At 71.5% G+C, this 16907-nt stretch carries 18 protein-coding genes; 3 read left to right on the forward strand and 15 right to left on the reverse strand.

Features of this window, described 5'->3' with window-relative positions; all coding sequences use genetic code 11:
• Positions 1 to 14: 14 nt before the first annotated feature.
• The 9 genes from ACGFIG_RS09850 to mqnC form a co-directional block, all read right to left on the reverse strand.
• Positions 15 to 740, reverse strand: a complete 726-nt coding sequence (locus ACGFIG_RS09850; protein WP_393001029.1) for an NADH-quinone oxidoreductase subunit C — start codon at positions 738 to 740, stop codon at positions 15 to 17.
• Positions 737 to 1408 (reverse strand): NuoB/complex I 20 kDa subunit family protein, encoded by a 672-nt coding sequence (locus tag ACGFIG_RS09855; protein WP_393001031.1) that lies wholly within the window; start codon positions 1406 to 1408, stop codon positions 737 to 739. The genes ACGFIG_RS09850 and ACGFIG_RS09855 overlap by 4 nt, the downstream gene beginning before the upstream one ends.
• A gap of 14 nt (positions 1409 to 1422) precedes the next feature.
• Positions 1423 to 1788, reverse strand: a complete 366-nt coding sequence (locus tag ACGFIG_RS09860) for an NADH-quinone oxidoreductase subunit A (RefSeq protein WP_393001033.1) — start codon at positions 1786 to 1788, stop codon at positions 1423 to 1425.
• Between the two features lie 192 nt (positions 1789 to 1980).
• Complete coding sequence (locus ACGFIG_RS09865; protein WP_393001035.1) at positions 1981 to 3258, reverse strand: geranylgeranyl reductase family protein; 1278 nt, start codon at positions 3256 to 3258, stop codon at positions 1981 to 1983.
• Between the two features lie 149 nt (positions 3259 to 3407).
• Positions 3408 to 3635 carry a hypothetical protein gene (locus ACGFIG_RS09870; RefSeq protein ID WP_393001037.1) on the reverse strand — a complete coding sequence of 76 codons (228 nt, stop codon included), beginning with the start codon at positions 3633 to 3635 and terminating at the stop codon, positions 3408 to 3410.
• 66 nt (positions 3636 to 3701) lie between these two features.
• Positions 3702 to 4412, reverse strand: coding sequence for a demethylmenaquinone methyltransferase (locus ACGFIG_RS09875; RefSeq protein ID WP_393001039.1), 711 nt, complete (start codon positions 4410 to 4412; stop codon positions 3702 to 3704).
• 192 nt (positions 4413 to 4604) lie between these two features.
• On the reverse strand, positions 4605 to 5843 hold the full coding sequence (locus tag ACGFIG_RS09880) for a cell wall anchor protein (protein ID WP_393001040.1): 1239 nt from the start codon (positions 5841 to 5843) through the stop codon (positions 4605 to 4607).
• A 217-nt stretch (positions 5844 to 6060) separates the two neighbouring features.
• Positions 6061 to 7266: an LPXTG cell wall anchor domain-containing protein gene (locus ACGFIG_RS09885; protein WP_393001042.1), complete on the reverse strand. Its 1206-nt coding sequence runs from the start codon at positions 7264 to 7266 to the stop codon at positions 6061 to 6063.
• 347 nt (positions 7267 to 7613) lie between these two features.
• Positions 7614 to 8804: a cyclic dehypoxanthinyl futalosine synthase gene (gene mqnC / locus ACGFIG_RS09890; protein ID WP_393001044.1), complete on the reverse strand. Its 1191-nt coding sequence runs from the start codon at positions 8802 to 8804 to the stop codon at positions 7614 to 7616.
• 191 nt (positions 8805 to 8995) lie between these two features.
• Between mqnC and ACGFIG_RS09895 the strand changes: the two genes are divergently transcribed.
• Entirely contained in the window at positions 8996 to 9760 is a 765-nt protein-coding gene (locus ACGFIG_RS09895; RefSeq protein ID WP_393001046.1) for an N-acetylmuramoyl-L-alanine amidase, read from the forward strand.
• A 90-nt stretch (positions 9761 to 9850) separates the two neighbouring features.
• Here ACGFIG_RS09895 and paaE read toward each other — a convergent pair whose 3' ends face one another.
• The 5 genes from paaE to paaA form a co-directional block, all read right to left on the reverse strand.
• Positions 9851 to 10960 (reverse strand): 1,2-phenylacetyl-CoA epoxidase subunit PaaE, encoded by a 1110-nt coding sequence (paaE, locus tag ACGFIG_RS09900; protein WP_393001048.1) that lies wholly within the window; start codon positions 10958 to 10960, stop codon positions 9851 to 9853.
• On the reverse strand, positions 10957 to 11433 hold the full coding sequence (gene paaD, locus ACGFIG_RS09905; RefSeq protein ID WP_393001417.1) for a 1,2-phenylacetyl-CoA epoxidase subunit PaaD: 477 nt from the start codon (positions 11431 to 11433) through the stop codon (positions 10957 to 10959). Before paaD ends, paaE begins: the two co-directional genes overlap by 4 nt.
• Positions 11427 to 12152, reverse strand: coding sequence for a 1,2-phenylacetyl-CoA epoxidase subunit PaaC (gene paaC / locus ACGFIG_RS09910; RefSeq protein ID WP_393001050.1), 726 nt, complete (start codon positions 12150 to 12152; stop codon positions 11427 to 11429). The genes paaD and paaC overlap by 7 nt, the downstream gene beginning before the upstream one ends.
• Before the next feature lie 76 nt (positions 12153 to 12228).
• Positions 12229 to 12549 carry a 1,2-phenylacetyl-CoA epoxidase subunit PaaB gene (gene paaB / locus ACGFIG_RS09915; protein ID WP_393001052.1) on the reverse strand — a complete coding sequence of 107 codons (321 nt, stop codon included), beginning with the start codon at positions 12547 to 12549 and terminating at the stop codon, positions 12229 to 12231.
• On the reverse strand, positions 12546 to 13613 hold the full coding sequence (gene paaA, locus ACGFIG_RS09920) for a 1,2-phenylacetyl-CoA epoxidase subunit PaaA (protein WP_393001054.1): 1068 nt from the start codon (positions 13611 to 13613) through the stop codon (positions 12546 to 12548). The genes paaB and paaA overlap by 4 nt, the downstream gene beginning before the upstream one ends.
• A gap of 360 nt (positions 13614 to 13973) precedes the next feature.
• Here paaA and ACGFIG_RS09925 point away from each other — a divergent pair, with 360 nt between their 5' ends.
• Together ACGFIG_RS09925 and ACGFIG_RS09930 are read left to right on the forward strand one after the other, a co-directional pair.
• On the forward strand, positions 13974 to 14927 hold the full coding sequence (locus ACGFIG_RS09925; RefSeq protein WP_393001056.1) for a hypothetical protein: 954 nt from the start codon (positions 13974 to 13976) through the stop codon (positions 14925 to 14927).
• The gene (locus ACGFIG_RS09930; RefSeq protein WP_393001058.1) at positions 14927 to 15865 is read left to right on the forward strand and encodes a hypothetical protein; all 939 of its coding nucleotides are present in this window, start codon (positions 14927 to 14929) and stop codon (positions 15863 to 15865) included. The genes ACGFIG_RS09925 and ACGFIG_RS09930 overlap by 1 nt, the downstream gene beginning before the upstream one ends.
• Before the next feature lie 182 nt (positions 15866 to 16047).
• On the opposite strand, the gene ACGFIG_RS09935 is transcribed toward ACGFIG_RS09930, so the two are convergent.
• Complete coding sequence (locus ACGFIG_RS09935; protein WP_393001059.1) at positions 16048 to 16899, reverse strand: menaquinone biosynthetic enzyme MqnA/MqnD family protein; 852 nt, start codon at positions 16897 to 16899, stop codon at positions 16048 to 16050.
• Positions 16900 to 16907 lie beyond the last annotated feature (8 nt).

The raw sequence follows: 16907 nt of genomic DNA on the forward strand, positions 1-16907 counted from the left end.
CTCACTCATCGCGCTCACTGGTAGGACCTCCTCCGGTCCGGCGGCGGGATCTCAGCGCCCTTGTACTCGACGGGGACGCCGCCGAGCGGGTAGTCCTTGCGCTGCGGGTGCCCCTCCCAGTCGTCCGGCATGAGGATCCGGGTCAGGTTGGGGTGGCCGTCGAAGATGATGCCGAACATGTCGTACGCCTCACGCTCCTGCCAGTCCGCCGTCGGGTAGACCGACGTGACGCTCGGCAGGTGCGGGTCCTCGGCGGAGACCGCGGCCTCCAGCCGCACCGTGCGGCGGTAGGTCATCGAGGTGAGCTGGTAGACGACGTGCAGGCGACGGGCGTCGGCGCCGAGGTAGTCCACCCCGGAGACCGAGGAGCAGAGCTCGAAGCGCAGCGCCATGTCGTCCCGCATCACCTGGCAGACCTCGGCGATCCGCTCGGGGCGGATGTGCAGCGTCAGCTCGCCCCGGTCGACCACGACCTTCTCGACGGCGTCGGCGAAGGCCGGGTAGGCCTCCTCCAGCGCGTCGCGGACCTCGTCGAAGTAGCCCCCGTAGGGCCGGGGCGCGTCCTCGATGGTCCGGCGCTGGCGGACGAGGCCGCCGAAGCCGGACACGTCGCCGGAGCCCTGGTTGCCGAACATGCCGCGCCCCGCCGGGCTGGCCGGGGGAAACTCGGCCGGTGCCCCGCTGGTGGCGCCCGCCGGCGTCACCGGCACCGGCACGCCGCCGTCGTTAGGCGCGGTCATTTCACACTCCCGTGCAGGTGGTTCTGGGCCTTCATCCAGTTCTCGATCCGCAGCTGCTCCTCGCGACCCTCACGGACCGCCTTGGTCCACTCGGCCCGCCGGGCCTTGTCGCTGCGGTACGACGACGGCATCGAGCCGTAGGGCACGACCGGGACGTCGCCACGGGCCTGCCGCGCCTCGAGCATCTTGCGGCCGTTCGGGCCGAGCGGCTCGTGCATGATCTTCTCGCGCAGCTTGAGGACCGCGTCGATGAGCATCTCGGGCCGGGGCGGGCAGCCCGGCAGGTACATGTCGACCGGGACGACGTGGTCGACGCCCTGCACGATGGCGTAGTTGTTGAACATGCCGCCGCTGCTGGCGCACACGCCCATCGAGATGACCCAGCGGGGCTCCGCCATCTGGTCGTAGATCTGGCGCAGCACCGGGGCCATCTTCTGGCTCACCCGGCCGGCCACGATCATCAGGTCGGCCTGCCGGGGCGACGCCCGGAAGACCTCCATGCCCCAGCGGCCCATGTCGTAGTGCGGGCCACCGGCGGCCATCATCTCGATCGCGCAGCAGGCCAGGCCGAAGGTGGCCCCCCAGACCGACGTCTTCCGCGACCAGTTGACCAGCTTCTCCACGGAGGTGAGCAGGACACCCGCGGGAAGCTTCTCCTCGATACCCATCTGAGGTTCCTCCCTCAGTCCCAGTCCAGGCCGCCACGCCGCCAGACATAGGCGTACGCGACGAAGACCGCGACGATGAACAGGACCATCTCCACGAAGCCGAAGATCGGCAGGGCGTCGAACGAGACCGCCCAGGGGTAGAGGAAGATGATCTCGATGTCGAAGACGATGAAGAGCATCGCCGTCAGGTAGAACTTGATCGGGAACCGGCTGCCGCCAACCGGCTGCGGGCTGGGCTCGATGCCGCACTCGTACGCCTCGAGCTTGGCCTTGTTGTAGCGCCGGGGACCGGCGAAGCGGGCAGCGGCCACGGAGAACAGCGCGAACGCCGCGGCGAGGGCGAACAGCCCGATGATCGGTGCGTAAGGCGAGAGCGACATCGTTTTCTCCTGCTCGTCCTTCCCTGCCCCTGGTCCTTGTCAAAAATCACACTATTCACGTCCCTGGCGACGGTCGCCGCCGGGGGTCGATCTCCCCTGTCCGCACCTGCGGTCGTCGCAGTCTGTGAACGGGGCCGTCACACAGCGCTGCCTTCTTTCGCGACCGCAGGGGCGCCCAGGCTCGTCCTCGCGCTACACGGCCGGCGCCACTCTCGTCATCGCGTTGATGACGCGGTCCATCGCGTCCCCGTCGCGCGGGTCGGTCAGGTTGGCCAGCAGCTTGAGCACGAAGCGCATGAGCATCGGGTGCGGCATGCCGTGCTTCGTGGCCATCCGCATGATCTCCGGGCGGCCGATGAGCTTCACGAAGATGCCACCGAGGCGGTAGTAGCCACCGAAGCGCACCTTCAGCTCCGCCGGGTACGCCGCCAGGGCACGCTCCCGGTCCGCGCCGGCGGGGCGCGCGAGCGCCTGCACGGCGACCTCCGCGGCCAGCTCACCGGACTCCATCGCGTAGGCGATGCCCTCGCCGTTGAACGGGTTGACCATGCCGCCGGAGTCGCCGACCAGCATCACGCCGCGGGTGTAGTGCGGCACCCGGTTGAACCCCATGGGGAGGGCGGCGCCGAGGATCGGGCCCTCCGCGTTCGCCTCGTCGGTCATGCCCCAGTCGGCCGGCGTGTTGGCCAGCCAGTCGGTGAGCAGCCGACGGTAGTTGGTCTTGCCGAACGCGGACGAGGAGTTGAGTACGCCGAGGCCGACGTTGACCCGGCCGTCCCCCAGCCCGAAGATCCAGCCGTACCCGGGCAGCAGGTTGTCGCCGCTGTCCTTGCTGCGCAGCTCGAGCCAGGACTCCAGGTAGTTGTCGTCGTGCTTGGCGGGCGAGCGGTAGTAGCGCCGGACGGCGACGCCGATCGGCCGGTCCTCGCGCTTGGCCAGCCCGAGGGCGAGCGGGAAGCGGCCGGAGACCCCGTCGGCCGCGACGACCAGCGGCGCGTGGAAGGTGGCGGGCTCCTTGCCCGGGCCGACCTCCGCCTCCACGCCGGTCACCCGGCCGTCCGGGCCCAGCACCGGGCCGGTGACGTTCACGCCGGTACGCAGCTCGGCGCCGGACTCGACGGCGCGCCGGGCGAGCAGGTCGTCGAAGTCGAGCCGGGTGCGCACCAGGCCGTAGTTGGGGAAGCTCGCGAGGTCGGGCCAGTCCAGCTCGAGCCGGACGCCGCCGCCGATCACCCGCAGGCCGCGGTTGTGCAGCCAGCCCGCCTCGGGCGAGGTGTCCACGCCCATCCGGATCAGCTGGCGCACCGCGCGCGGGGTCAGCCCGTCGCCGCAGACCTTCTCCCGGGGGAACTCGGTCTTCTCGAGCAGCAGCACCCGTACGCCGTGCCGAGCCAGGTGGTATGCGGTAGCCGACCCACCGGGACCGGCGCCCACGACGATCACGTCGGCGTCATGTTCCACCGCGGCCATCCCGCGCCTCCTCCCGCATGCTCGTGAAATCCTTCACAAGCCAGACGGTGGGAGTCTATGACCGACGCCATGACCGGCCCGGACCAGGGGTACCTAACTTGCCGGAGAGGCGTCGGCCGAGGTCGGAGGCGGGGTCGTCGGGGCGGGTGTCAGTGGGCGGCGGCCGCCGGGTCCAGGCCGGCGTCGTGCCGGATCGCCTCCGGCAGGTGCTCGCGTAGCGCGCCGCCTGCGGCGCGGTCCAGGGCGGCCAACACCTCGGCCACCACCTCACGGACGTCGGCGGGATCCGCGCCGGCCAACTCCTTGAGCTGGGCGATCAACTCGGCCGCGTCGTCGTCGGTGGTCTCCGCGCCGACCGCCTGCTGTGGTCCCGTCATGGGGCGATCTTACGGAACGAACTGGCACAAAAACGGATATCTGCGAAAAGAGGCAGGCAACCTCGGTCAGTCGCGTACCGCGCGGTGCAGCGCCGCGATCCCGCCGGTCAGGTTGCGCCAGGCCACCCGGCCCCAGCCCGCCGCGCCGATCCGCGCGGCCAGGGCGGGCTGGTCGGGCCACGCCCGGATCGACTCCGCCAGGTAGACGTACGCGTCGGGGTTGCTGGAGACGGCACGCGCCACGCTCGGCAGCGAACGCATCAGGTACGACAGGTAGACCGTGCGGAACGCCGGGTTCACCGGGGTGCTGAACTCGCACACCACCAGCCGGCCGCCCGGCCTGGTGACCCGGGCCAACTCCCGCAGGGCGGCGTCGGTGTCGTTCACGTTGCGCAGCGCGAACGAGATGGTCACCGCGTCGAAGGTGGCGTCGGCGAAGGGCAGCCGCAACGCGTCCCCCGCCAGCAGCGGCACCTGGGGACGGGACCGCTTGCCGACGCGCAGCATCCCGAGGGACAGATCCGCGCCGACCGCGTACGCGCCCGACTGGGCGAGTTCCTCCGTGGAGACGCCGGTGCCGGCGCCCACGTCGAGCACCCGGTCACCCGGCCGCAGATCGAGGGCGGCGCGGGTCGCCCGCCGCCAGAACCGGTCCTGTCCGAAGGAGAGGACGGTGTTGGTCAGGTCGTAGCGAGCCGCCACGCCGTCGAACATCGCGGCGACCTCGTGCGGCTGCTTGTCCAGGTTGGCGCGCTGGCCCTGCGGGGAACGGCTCACCCCTCCACTCTGCCAGCCCGGCCCGCACGGGCGACCGGTGGGTCGACCGCCGGCGCTCGGTTCCGCCAGGGCGACACGCCAGGCCGGCCCGGGCGGCCCGTCGACGGTGAGCACGCCCCGGAGCAGGGGCGACGCCCGGACACGCCGCGGGGGCGGGATGGTCGCCCCATCCCGCCCCCGTGTGGCCGTACGTCAGTCGGTCGACTTCTCGTCGCCGGGCGCCACCAGGACGACCCTGCGCCGCCGGGAGACCAGCAGCAGCGCGCCGCCGGCCAGCAGCACGGCCGCGCCGATGCCGCCGATCAGCCCGGCCTGCACGCCGGTCACCGGCAGCCCGCCGTCACCGCCACCGCCGCCGCTGCCCGGGGTCGTGGTCGGGACCGGCGTGGGTCCACCGGTCGGGGTCGCCGTCGGCGCCACGGTCGGCGTCGGCGTCGGGCTCGGCTGCGCGGACAGGTCGACGAAGGCCTCGAAGATCGTGTGGTTGTCCATCACGTCGGTCTCGGAGAAGGCCTTCCGCTGCGCCTGGCCGGCCACCCGCGACTCCTCCTCGGGCTCGCCCTCGGCGACGTCCAGCCCGTACGCGAAGAGGTCGCCCTCCCGGAGCACCGGCTCGGTGACGTCGTCGCCGACCTTCACCGTGACGTCGGCGGTGTAGTACTGCCCCCGGCGGATGACCGCGCCGGCGTCCTCGCAGAACGCCTGCTCCCTGCCGAGGAACACCTGCCGGACGCAGCTCTCCGGCAGCGTCACGAAGCTGACGCCCGCCGGGAGGGTGATGCCGTAGAAGACGCCGGTCGCGGGCCGGCTGCCGTCGTTGTAGACCGCCCAGTCCAGCGGGACGGTCACGCCCCGGCGCACCGGCTTCAGGTCCGGCTCGTCGGCCACCGCGCCGTTGACCACGACGCCCGCCTGGATGTCCTGCACCCAGGCGGTCAGGTCGTAGCCGGGCTTCGTCACGGTGACCGGCACCTCGACCTCGTCACCGAGGTCGCTGCCCGGCGTGGTGGTGGTGACGCCGACGACCAGCGTGCCGCCGTTGCCCCGGCCGCCGGTGCTGAAGAGCGGGACGCCGAAGTCCTTGCTGGTGCCGGCGGGCAGGTCGCCGAGGGAGCACTGGTAGAGGTGGCTCTCGACGACGCGGCAGCCCTCGGGCACCACGAAACCGACCCGCCTCTTCTTGAGCTCCCGGGTGTCGACCCGGTACGAGACGTCCTGCGCGGTGGCCGTGCCCACATTGGTCACGGTGAACTTGAACGGCTTGCTCCGGGCGGCGTCGACGCCCTTCGCCAGCTGGGTGCTCATCGGCATCAGGGCCAGGTCCGGCCCGTCAGCGGCGTGAGCGGGAACGGCGACGGCGGTCAGGCCACCCGCCGCGAGGAGTGCCACGGCGCCGGCGCGGGCCAGGGCCGAACGATGGAACAGGGTCATCGGTCCCCCGGGGGTTAGGGAATGAGGCGGGTGTTGCGGAACCCGGGCGGACGTTATCGAAGGTCGATGCCGCCCGCCAGCAGGGAGATCGTGTTTCATCCGTCCGGCCGATCCGGTCGGACGGCCCGACGCACAGCGGGGGCGGGATGGTCACCCATCCCGCCCCCGCTGCCGTGCGTTATGTGAACGACCCTCGCGGGTCGATAGAGGACGACCGTCAGGCCGTCGGCTTCTCGTCGCCCGGGGTCACCAGGACGACCCGGCGCCGCCGCGCCATCATGAACATGACCGCGCCCGCGACCAGCACCACGCCGCCGATGCCGCCGATCAGGGTGGTCTGCGCGCCGGTGACCGGCAGGCCGCCGTCGTCGTCACCGCCGCCGCCAGCGCCGCCCTTGGCCGCGACGATCACCGCGTAGCCGTCGGAGTTGTCGGAGGCGTCCACGTCGGTCGCCCGCAGGCCGGTGACGTTCTCCGGCAGGGTGACCGCGGCCGCCCGCATCCGCTTGGCCGGCGAACCGATCGGCTCGACGCTGACCAGGCCGCCCTTGAGTGCGCCCGGCTTCACGTCCGCCGCCACGTCGAACAGGTGGTAGAAGCCGTAGGCCGAGTAGACCTCGTCCTCGCCGTTGGTGTCCTCGTCCTGCGGGATCAGCCCGAAGTCGGCGTAGGTGCAGGTGAAGGTGGACTTGTCGGCCGCGTACTCGCAGCCGGGCTCCACCTCGGTCGGGGTCACGCCCTTGGGCAGCTTGACGCTGATCTTGAGGCCGGCGGCGGCCACGTCACCCTGGTTGCTGATGAAGTAGGTCAGTGCCGACCGGCCGCCCGCGTGCAGGTCGCCGGAGTAGACCGGGTTGCCGTCGACGATCTTCACGGCCTGCTTGACGTCCTCGGCGACGACCGAGAGGTCCGGTCCGCTGGCGTCCGAGAAGTCCAGCGTGGCGGTCTTGGTGTTGTTCGCCGCGTTGGTGTCGTCCTTCGAGATGAGCTTGAAGGTCAGAGGCGCCTTGTAGGTGCCCGTGCCCTCGAACTTGAACAGGACGATCGGCAGGTCGGTGGTCTCGCCCGGGCCCGGCAGGCCCTTCTCCGTGGCGTGACAGACGAACGCCGTCGGCTTCTCCCCGGCGAACTCCACGTCGCAGCCGTCCTCGACGGCCGGCACGGCGGCGACCTTGTCGAAGTCGACCTTGGACACGTCCACCCGCACGGCCAGCTCACCCGGGGTGTTCTTGCCGGTGTTGGTCACCTTGGCGTAGGCGAACTTGCCCTCCGCGCCGGCGGCGACCCGCGTGCCCGCCACGTCGATCGCGAGGTCCGTCTCCGTGCCCGAGGCGTGGGCCGGGCTACCGAGGACGGTCAACGCGCCGGAGGCGAGCAGCGCGCCGGCGCCGATACGCGCCAGCGAACGATTACGGAAGATCATGAAAGAGGTCCCCCCGTTGGGGCAAAGGAAAGGTACGGCCGGGGACGTTAGCGGTAAGCGATCACGCCCGCCACCCCACAGTTTGCGCATCTTGAACAGTGCGGCTAAGAATCACTTAAGGAATGCCCGGATTGATATGTCTTGCTGCCCCGGGCACCCCGGCACCGACTCCGAACGGCAATCTAATCGAGATCAACGGCTCACGGGAATTCACCCGATCGGCCAGCCGCACGGATGAATGAGCGTCACTATTCGTGCACCTGTGATCCACGCAGCGGCCCACGTACGACGGCACCCCACCGCCGGACGACGGTGGGGTGCGGTGCGGATGCCGGCGGAAAGACCGCTCAGCGGGCGTCGACCAGCGGCAGGGACCTGCCGGCGCCGCCGCCCGGCATGGCGATCGAGGAGAAGTGCGAGACCACCCGCTCGTCGGTCGGGTCGTCGGCCGGGGTGCGGTGCACGGCCAGCCGGTTGTAGAGGGTGTCGCGCTGGGCGGGGATCCGGTCGGCCGAGCGGATCATCCCGATCAGCTCGTGCAGGTTGGAGCGGTGCCGCGCGCCGGCCGAGGAGATGACGTTCTCCTCCAGCATGATCGAGCCGAGGTCGTCCACGCCCATGTGCAGGGCGAGCTGCCCGACGTCCTTGCCCGTCGTCAGCCAGGACGCCTGCAGGTGCGGCACCGTCTCGAAGAAGAGCCGGGCCACCGCGACCAGCCGCAGGTATTCCAGGGTGGTGGCCTGCGTACGGCCCTTGAGGTGGTTGTTCTCCGGCTGGTACGTCCAGGGGATGAACGCCCGGAAGCCCTCCGTGCGGTCCTGCACGTCGCGGATCATCCGCAGGTGCTCGATCCGCTCGGCGGCGGTCTCGCCGGTACCCATCATCATGGTGGCGGTCGACTCGACACCCTGCCGGTGCGCCAGCTCCATGACCTCCAGCCAGCGCTCACCCGACTCCTTGAGCGGCGCGATCGCCTTGCGGGGCCGGGTGGGCAGCATCTCCGCGCCGGCGCCGGCGATCGAGTCCAGGCCGGCCGCCTTGATCCGGGCGATGGCGTCGTCAAGGCTGACGCCGGAGACCTTGGCCATGTGCAGGATCTCGCTGGGGCCGATCGAGTGGATGGCCAGCTGCGGGTAGGCCTTCTTGACCGAGGAGAACAGCTCCTCGTAGTACTCCACGCCGTAGTCCGGGTGGTGCCCGCCCTGGAGCATGACCTGGGTGGCGCCCAGCTCGACCGCCTCGCCGCAGCGGCGCAGGATCTCCTCGGTCGGGTGGGTCCAGCCCTCCTTGTGCTTCGGCGCCCGGTAGAACGCGCAGAACTTGCACGCCGTCACGCAGACGTTCGTGTAGTTGATGTTGCGGTCGATCAGGTACGTGACGATGTTGTCCGGGTAGCGCCGTCGGCGTACCGCGTCGGCGGCCTCGCCCAGGGCATGGAAGGGCGCCTCGGTGTAGAGCAGCAGGGCCTCCTCGGGCGTGATCCGCCCGCCGTCCGCGCCGCGCTGCAGGATGTCGTCGATCTCCCGGCTCACACTCACCCCCCGAGCCTACGTCGCCCCGCCCCGGGCCGGCCCCGCCGGACTCCTGTCGACCACGCCACAGGCCCCCGCCGGGCGATGAGAGGATCCGGGGGACTTATCCCCGACGCATCGATCAATTAGCATCCGTGGATGATTTTTCCCACGACGACCCGGACGCCGGGGTGCCTCGCCGACCTGGCGGCGGACTGATGGCGACCATCCCCTGGCTGGCCGACGTGCTCCGCGCCGCCGGTGTCACGGTGGTCGAGCACGGCAACTGGCTCGGCCGGGTGGCCGGCAGCTCGTTCGCCCCCATCGGCGTGCTCTGGCACCACACGGCGGCCACCTCCAGCGCCGGCAACCCGCACCCCGCCCTCAACATCTGCATCAACGGCCGGTCCGACCTGCCCGGCCCCCTCTGCCAGGCCCTGGTCGACTACCACGGCGTCTTCCACGTCATCTCGGGCGGACGGGCCAACCACGCGGGCGTCAGCCGCGGCAGCGGACCCATCCCGGCCGGTGACGGCAACACCCTGATGGTCGGTTGGGAGATCGACTACAACGGGGTCAGCCAGGCCATGACCGGCGCCCAGTACAGCGCCTCCGTGCTCGCCACCGCCGCCGTGCTGCGGCGGCTCGGCCGGGACGCCAGCCACGCCCGGGGCCACCGGGAGACCAGCACCAGCGGCAAGATCGACCCGTCGTTCATCGACCTGGACTCGATGCGCGCCGACGTGGCCCGCCAGCTCACCGGCAACCCACCCCTCGACCTCACGGAGAACGACATGAAGCTGATCCAGTCACCCGGTCGCGGCATCGCCCTCGTCGGCCCCGGCTACTTCCGCCAGCTGCGCAACGACGAGGAGGTGCACGCCGCCGTCGCGCTGGCCGGCAACCCGCTGGTCGGCAACGACCGCCAGTTCGACCTGTGGCGCAGCATCGCCTACGACGGCCAGGTCAAGGCCCCGAGCTGACCACGGCGGTGTGGGGTCGGCGGGGTCGGTGCGGTGCCGGCGCCGACCCCGCCGGCCCGGCTTGCTCCCGCCGCCCGGCGGGCAGACCCGTCAGGCGTCGTAGTCGACCGTCAGCCGGTCGGTGGTCGGGCTGGACTGGCAGGTCAGGACGTAGCCGGCGGCCACCTCGTCCGGCTCCAGCGCGTAGTTGCGGGCCATCGTGACCGCGCCGTCGACCACCTTGGCCCTGCAGGTCGAGCAGACCCCGCCCTTGCAGGCGTAGGGCAGCTCGCCGCGCACCTTCAGCGCCGCGTCCAGCACCCGCTCGTCGCGCCGCATGGTGAAGCTCGACGACCGGCCGTCCAGCAGGATCGTCACCTCGGCGCCGCCCCCCGGCTCGTCGGCGGGGCGCCGTGGCGGGGCCGGGGCCTCGGCGACGTGGAACAGCTCCGTGTGCACCGCCGACTCCGGCACGCCGCGTGCGGCGAGCACCTCCCGGGCGTCCACCACCATGTCGTACGGGCCGCAGAGGAACCACTCGTCGACGGCGTCCCCGGGCACGATGCTGTCCAGCAACCGGCCCAGCCGGTCGGCGTCGATCCGGCCGGAGAGCAGCGGCGACTCGCCCTGCTCCCGGGAGAGCACGTGCACCAGGTGCAGCCGGGTCGGCCAGCGGTCCTTCAGGTCGGCCAGCTCCTCGGCGAACATCACCGTGTTCGCCGTGCGGTTGCCGTACACCAGGGTGAAGGTGCTGGCCGGCTCGACGGCGAGCGCCGTCGCGACGAGCGCGAGCACCGGGGTGATGCCCGAGCCGGCGACCACCGCGCCGTAGTGGCGGGTCCGCTCCGGCGCGAAGGCCGTGGTGAAGTGCCCGAGCGGCGGCAGCACCTCGATCGTGTCGCCGCCGCGCAGCGCGCCGCAGGCGAACGTGGAGAAGGCGCCGCCGGGGATCTCCCGCACGCCGATCCGCAGCCGGCCGTGCCGGGCCAGGTCGTCGGGCGTGGAGCAGATCGAGTACGACCGCCGCACGTCCTCGCCGTCGGCGCCCGGACGCCGGACGGTGAGGTGCTGCCCGGCGGAGAACGCGAACGTCTCCCGCAGTTCCTCGGGCACGGCGAAGGTGACCGCCACGGCGTCGTCGGTGAGCCGGTCGACGGCGGCGACGGGCAGCGGGTGGAAGACCGGCCGGCGACGGACCGGGCGGGTGATCGTGACAGTCACAGCGCCTTCAGGTGGTCGAAGGGTTCACGGCAGGAACGACAGCGCCAGAGCGCCTTGCACGCGGTCGAGCCGAAGCGGCTGACCTGCTCCGTCTCTGGCGAGCCGCAGCGCGGGCAGCGGACGGCGATCGTCAGCGGCACCACGTTGTCGGCCCGTACGGGCGACGGCGGGGCGATGCCGGCGGCGGCGAGCTTGGCCCGGCCGGCCTCGGAGATCCAGTCGGTGCTCCACGCCGGGCTGTAGACGGTGCGCACCTCGGCGTCGGAGCGACCGACGGCAGCCAGCGCCCGCCGGATGTCGGCGCGGATCACGTCCATCGCCGGGCAGCCCGTGTAGGTGGGGGTGATGGTCACCACGACGCGGCCGGTGGCCGGGTCCTCGTCGACCGCCCGCAGGATGCCGAGGTCGTCGATGGTGACGACCCGGATCTCCGGATCCACCACCGCCGCCACGGCCTCCCTCGGATTCACCAGTTGGCTCCGGGGTGGGCGCGGTGCAGGACCTGCATCTCGGCCAGCAGGTAGGACAGGTGCTCGGTGTGTACGCCGTCGCGCCCGCCGGCCGGCGCCCAGCCCGGCTCCGGTCGGGTCAGCGTGGCCTCGTCCAGCACGGCGGCGACCCGGGCGTCGAAGGCGGCCCGCAGGGTGGCCGGGTCGACCGGCGCCGCCGGGGCGGGGGCGAACAGCTCGTGGACGTACGGCCAGACCTCGTCGACCGCCGCCTGCATGCGCCGGTGCGAATCCTCGGTGCCGTCGCCGAGCCGCCGCACCCACGTCGAGGCGTGGTCGAGGTGGTAGGCCGACTCCTTGCGGGCCTTGGCCCCGATCGCGGCCAGCCGCTCGTCGGCGCACCCGGCCAGCGCGGTGTAGAGGGGAAGCTGGTAGGCCGAGAGGAAGAGGAGCTTGGCCATGGTGACCGCGAAGTCGCCGTTGGGCAGCTCCACGAGCAGGCAGTTGCGGAACTCCCGGTCGTCGCGGAGGAACGCCAGCGCGTCCTCGTCCCGGCCGGCGCCCTCCAGCTCGCCCGCGTACGACAGCAGGAGGCGGGCCGCGCCGAGCTGGTCGAGGGCGATGTTGGCCAGGGCGATGTCCTCCTCCATCTCCGGCGCGCGGCTGGTCCACTCGGCCAGCCGCTGCGCCGCGATGAGCGCGTCGTCGCCGAGGGCGAGGGCGAAGTCGAAGGGACCGGTCACGCCGCCACCCCGCTCCGCCCGGCGGTGGCGCGACGCGCCCCGGTGCTGAGCCGAACGGCTCGCTCGTTGCGCTCGCTCACAGGTGGGCCACCCCGTCCGGCACGTCGTAGAAGGTGGGATGGCGGTAGACCTTGTCGGCCGCCGGGTCGAAGAACGCGTCCTTCTCGTCGGGGCTGGACGCGGTGATCGCGCCCGCCGGCACCACCCAGATGGAGACGCCCTCCTGGCGGCGGGTGTAGAGGTCCCGTGCGTTGCGCAGGGCCAGCTCGGCGTCGGGGGCGTGCAGGCTGCCGACGTGGGTGTGCGACAGCCCGCGCCGCGCCCGCACGAAGACCTCCCACAGGGGCGACGCACCGCTCACGCCGCGCTGGTCCGTTCGCTCGCTGCGCTCGCTCACGCCGCCACCTTCTCCTTCTGCTCCACCCGCTTCGCGGCGTACGCCGCGGCGGCCTCGCGCACCCAGGCGCCGTCGTCGTGGGCACGGCGGCGGTGCTCCATCCGCTGCCGGTTGCACGGTCCCTCGCCCTTGATCACCCGCATCAGCTCGTCGTAGTCGGGCTGGGTGAAGTCGTACGACTGCCGCGACTCGTTCCAGCGCAGGTCGGGATCCGGGATCGTCAGACCGAGACTCTCCGCCTGCTGCACGCACATGTCCACGAAGCGCTGGCGCAGCTCGTCGTTGGAGAAGCGCTTGATCTTCCAGGCCATGGACTGCGCCGAGTGGGTGGAGTCGGTGTCCGGCGGGCCGAACATGGCCAGTGACGGGTACCACCAGCGGTCGAGGGCGTCCTGCGCCATCGCCTTCTGCGCGTCGGTGCCGTGCGCCAGCGTGTGCAGGATCTCGTAGCCCTGCCGCTGGTGGAACGACTCCTCCTTGCAGACCCGGATCATCGCCCGCGCGTACGGCCCGTAGGAGCAGCGGCAGAGCGGCACCTGGTTGACGATCGCGGCGCCGTCCACCAGCCAGCCGATGGCGCCCACGTCGGCCCAGGTCAGGGTGGGGTAGTTGAAGATCGAGCTGTACTTCTGCCGGCCGTTGAGCAGCAGCTCGACCAGCTCGTCCCGGCTGATCCCGAGCGTCTCGGCGGCGGCGTACAGGTAGAGGCCGTGGCCGGCCTCGTCCTGGACCTTGGCCAGCAGGATCGCCTTGCGCTTCAGCGAGGGGGCGCGGCTGATCCAGTTGCCCTCCGGCTGCATGCCGATGATCTCGGAGTGCGCGTGCTGCGCGATCTGCCGGATCAACGTCCTGCGGTACGCCTCGGGCATCCAGTCGCGCGGCTCGATCTTCTGGTCGGCGTCGATGACCTCGGCGAAGTACGCCTCGAGGTCCTCACCCGGGCCGGGGGCGCCGCTTCGACGACCGCGTTCGGCGGCCTCCCGCAGGGCCGCCTCCGCCGCCTCGACCTCGCCGAGCAGGCCACCGCCGGGTGCGTCCTCGGCGGAGAAGTCGTTGCCATACATGGCGTCAAGTGTTACAGCTTGCCGCTCGGGGCACCAGAGGGTGTAACAGGTTTCCGGAGACTCTTTCGGGACGGGGCAGCCACTGCCCGTGACCGGGAAAACTATGACTTGAGTCACGAAGGAAAGGTGAATCCCCTCAACAGCCGCGTAACGTCCCGATATCCCGCCTACATGGCAAGTTGCCAGGCGTCGGGTCCTGGCGCCGGGCCGATCCGCACGTAGACTTCCTCCGTCACACCGATCGGCTGCCGACGATCGCCCGCGAACACGCAGGGCGCTTCCCCCCGGCCCTCGGCGAGCCGCCGATCCGTCCGACAACAGCCGGTCCCCCCGGCCCTGACATCTGGAGTTCATCCACTCATGCGATCCCGCGTGACCCTGGTGCTCGCCGTCGTGGCGGTCCTCCTCGGTGGCGGCCTGCTCGTCCCGGCCGCGTACGCCCGACTCGCCGGCGATGACGCGAGCGGCGGAGGCGGCGGCGGGAGCGTCGCGGTGCCCGCGCCGATTGCCCCACCGCCGCCGACCCTCGCCGCCGGCCCGGTGACGGTGGACTTCAAGGGCGAGTTCTTCTCCTGGGCCCTGATGGACCGGGCGACCGGCCAGATCTCCGGGTCGAAGAACATGGCCTCGACCAGCTCGACCGAGTCGATGATCAAGGCCTGGTTCGCGGCGGACTACCTCCGCAGGCTCGATGGCAAGGCGCTGATGGAGGAACGGAAGAAGCAGATCATCGCCGCCATCCGGGACAGCGACGACGACGCCGCCAACGCCCTCTACGCTGCGGTGGGCCGCGCCGCGACGATCACGCGGATGGTCGACATCTGCGAGCTCACCGACACCAAGCCGGGCAACGTGCCGGGTTACGTGGGCTGGTGGAGCTTCACCCGGATGTCGCCGCGCGACGCCGTGCGGCTCGGCGACTGCATCGCCGACGGCACGGCCGCCGGCCCCAAGTGGACCAAGATCCTGCTGAACGAGATGAGCAAGGTCCGGGGCAGCACGGCCGCCAAGGACCAGAAGGCCCGCTCCGGCGGCGGCCGCTGGGGCATCATCGACGGCCTCCCCCAGTCGATCCTCGACCAGGGCCCCGTCGGCATGAAGAACGGCTGGACCCCGCTCAACTACGACGGCAACTGGCACGTCAACTGCCTCGCCGTCAACGACAAGTGGAGCCTCGCGGTGATGCTGCGATACCCCCAGAAGAACGGCCTCGCCTACGGCGCGCAGGTCTGCGCCTCGGTCGCCAGCCAGCTCGTGACCCCCCAGCCGGGCGCCGCCCTCAAGGTGCCACAGCAGCCCGTCGGGAAGCTCTGATGGCGCGACGGCGTCGGGCCGACAGGCCGACCGACGCCTCCCCCGGCAGGCTGATCGTCATCGCGGTGGTCCTCATCGGCCTGGTGCTCGTCTCGCTGCGGCTGCTGCCGGGCTCGCCATTCGAGTCCACCGCCGCCGCCACCTGGGGCACCCCCACCGAGCGCGCCACGACCGCCCCGAGCAACCGCAGCACCCGGCCGTCGCCCTCGCCGTCACCGACCCCCGAGCCGGAGCCGCTGCCGTTCCAGGCGAAGGACCTCGACCTGGACATCGAGGGCTGGTACTCCTGGAGCGTCCTCGACCGCCGCAGCGGCGAGATCATCGGCTCGGACAACATGGACGAGACCAGCACCACCGCGTCGCTGATCAAGGCGTGGATCGTCGCCGACTACCTGCGTCGTGCCGACGAGAAGGGGCAGACCCCGAGCGACGCCAAGCTGGCCGACGCCACGAAGATCATCCGCGACAGCGACAACACCCGGGCCCAGCAGTTCTACAACGCGCTGGGCGGGTCCGCCTCGATCAAGCGGCTGCTCTCGCTGTGCGAGTTGACCGACAGCAGCGTCGCAAGCGACGGCGGTTGGAGCCGGACGAAGCTCTCCCCCCGCGACACGGCCCGGATGGGCGCCTGCATCGCCGACGGCCGCGCCGCCGGACCGGAGTGGACCAAGTGGCTGATCGACGAGATGCGGCTCGTCCGGGGCAGCGGCGACTTCGGCATCCGTAAGGCGTTCCCGGCCGCCGAACGCAAGACCATCGCCATCAAGAACGGCTGGATCGACCGGACCAAGGAGCAGGAGATGCACATCAACTGCCTCGCCATCGGCGACACCTGGACGATGGGCGTGATGGTCCGCTACCCGATCGGCATGGGCTACGAGTACGGCATGGAGAACTGCGAGAAGATCACCGAAGCCCTGCTCCGCCCCACCACCTGACCTAGCCCGACCCGACCCGGCCGGACCCGAGACCGGGCGCCGATGCCCACTCCCGGCCCTATCCCAGACCGGGCGTCGATCATGCAGTTGTGACGCCTCGCACAAGGGACGCTGATGCCCTTACCGCCCGCCACAACTCCATGATCGACGGACCGTGGAGGGGGACGCGCGGGGCAGGCAGGTCAGCCCGTGAAGAAGGCCGGGCCGGCGGCGGGCAGGGACGGGGCGGCGCCGACGGCGGCGGCCCGGCCGGCGAACTCCCGCAGGCCCGCCACCTGACGCTCGCCGAGGGAGAAGTCCAGCGCCCGGAAGTACGTCGCCAGGGTCGCCGCGTCGAACGGCTCCCAGCGCGCGGCAGCCTCAGCCACCTGGTCCAGCTCCGCCAGGCAGAGGTCCCGGGACCGCAGGAACGCCTCGTGCACCTCCTTGACCAGGCCCGGGTGGGCGGCGGCGAAGTCGCGGCGTACCGCCCAGACGGCGAAGACCATCGGCAGGCCCGTCCACTCCCGCCACGCCTGCCCCAGGTCGGTGACCTCCAGCCCGCGCCTCGGCGCCTCGTAGAGGGCGCGCAGCGCCACGTCGCCGATCAGCACCCCGGCGTCGGCCTCCAGCAGCATCTGCGTCAGGTCGGGCGGGCAGCGGAAGTACTCGGGGTTCACGCCGTACCGCTCGCCGAGCAGCAACTGGGCCAGCAGCACACCCGTCCGCGAGGTCGAGCCCAGCGCCACCTTGCCGTGGTCGAGCTCGGCCAGCGGGCGGGTGGAGACGATGTTGACCGACAGCACCGGGCCGTCGCTGCCGACCGCCAGGTCGGGCAGGAGCAGCAGCTCGTCGGCGTGGCGCAGGTACTCCACGTGGGAGATCGGGCCGATGTCCAGGTCGCCGGCGACGAGCGCGGCGCTCAGCCTGTCGGGGGAGTCCTTGTGCAGGTCGACGTCGATCAGGGCGCCGGAGCGCATCAGCCCCCAGTAGATCGGCAGGCAGTTCAGGAACTGGATGTGCCCGACCCGGGGGCGTGCGACGTGCTCAGCCATGCCCCGAC

The sequence above is a fragment of the Micromonospora sp. NPDC049048 genome (assembly GCF_043197615.1).
Classification (GTDB): Bacteria; Actinomycetota; Actinomycetes; order Mycobacteriales; family Micromonosporaceae; genus Micromonospora.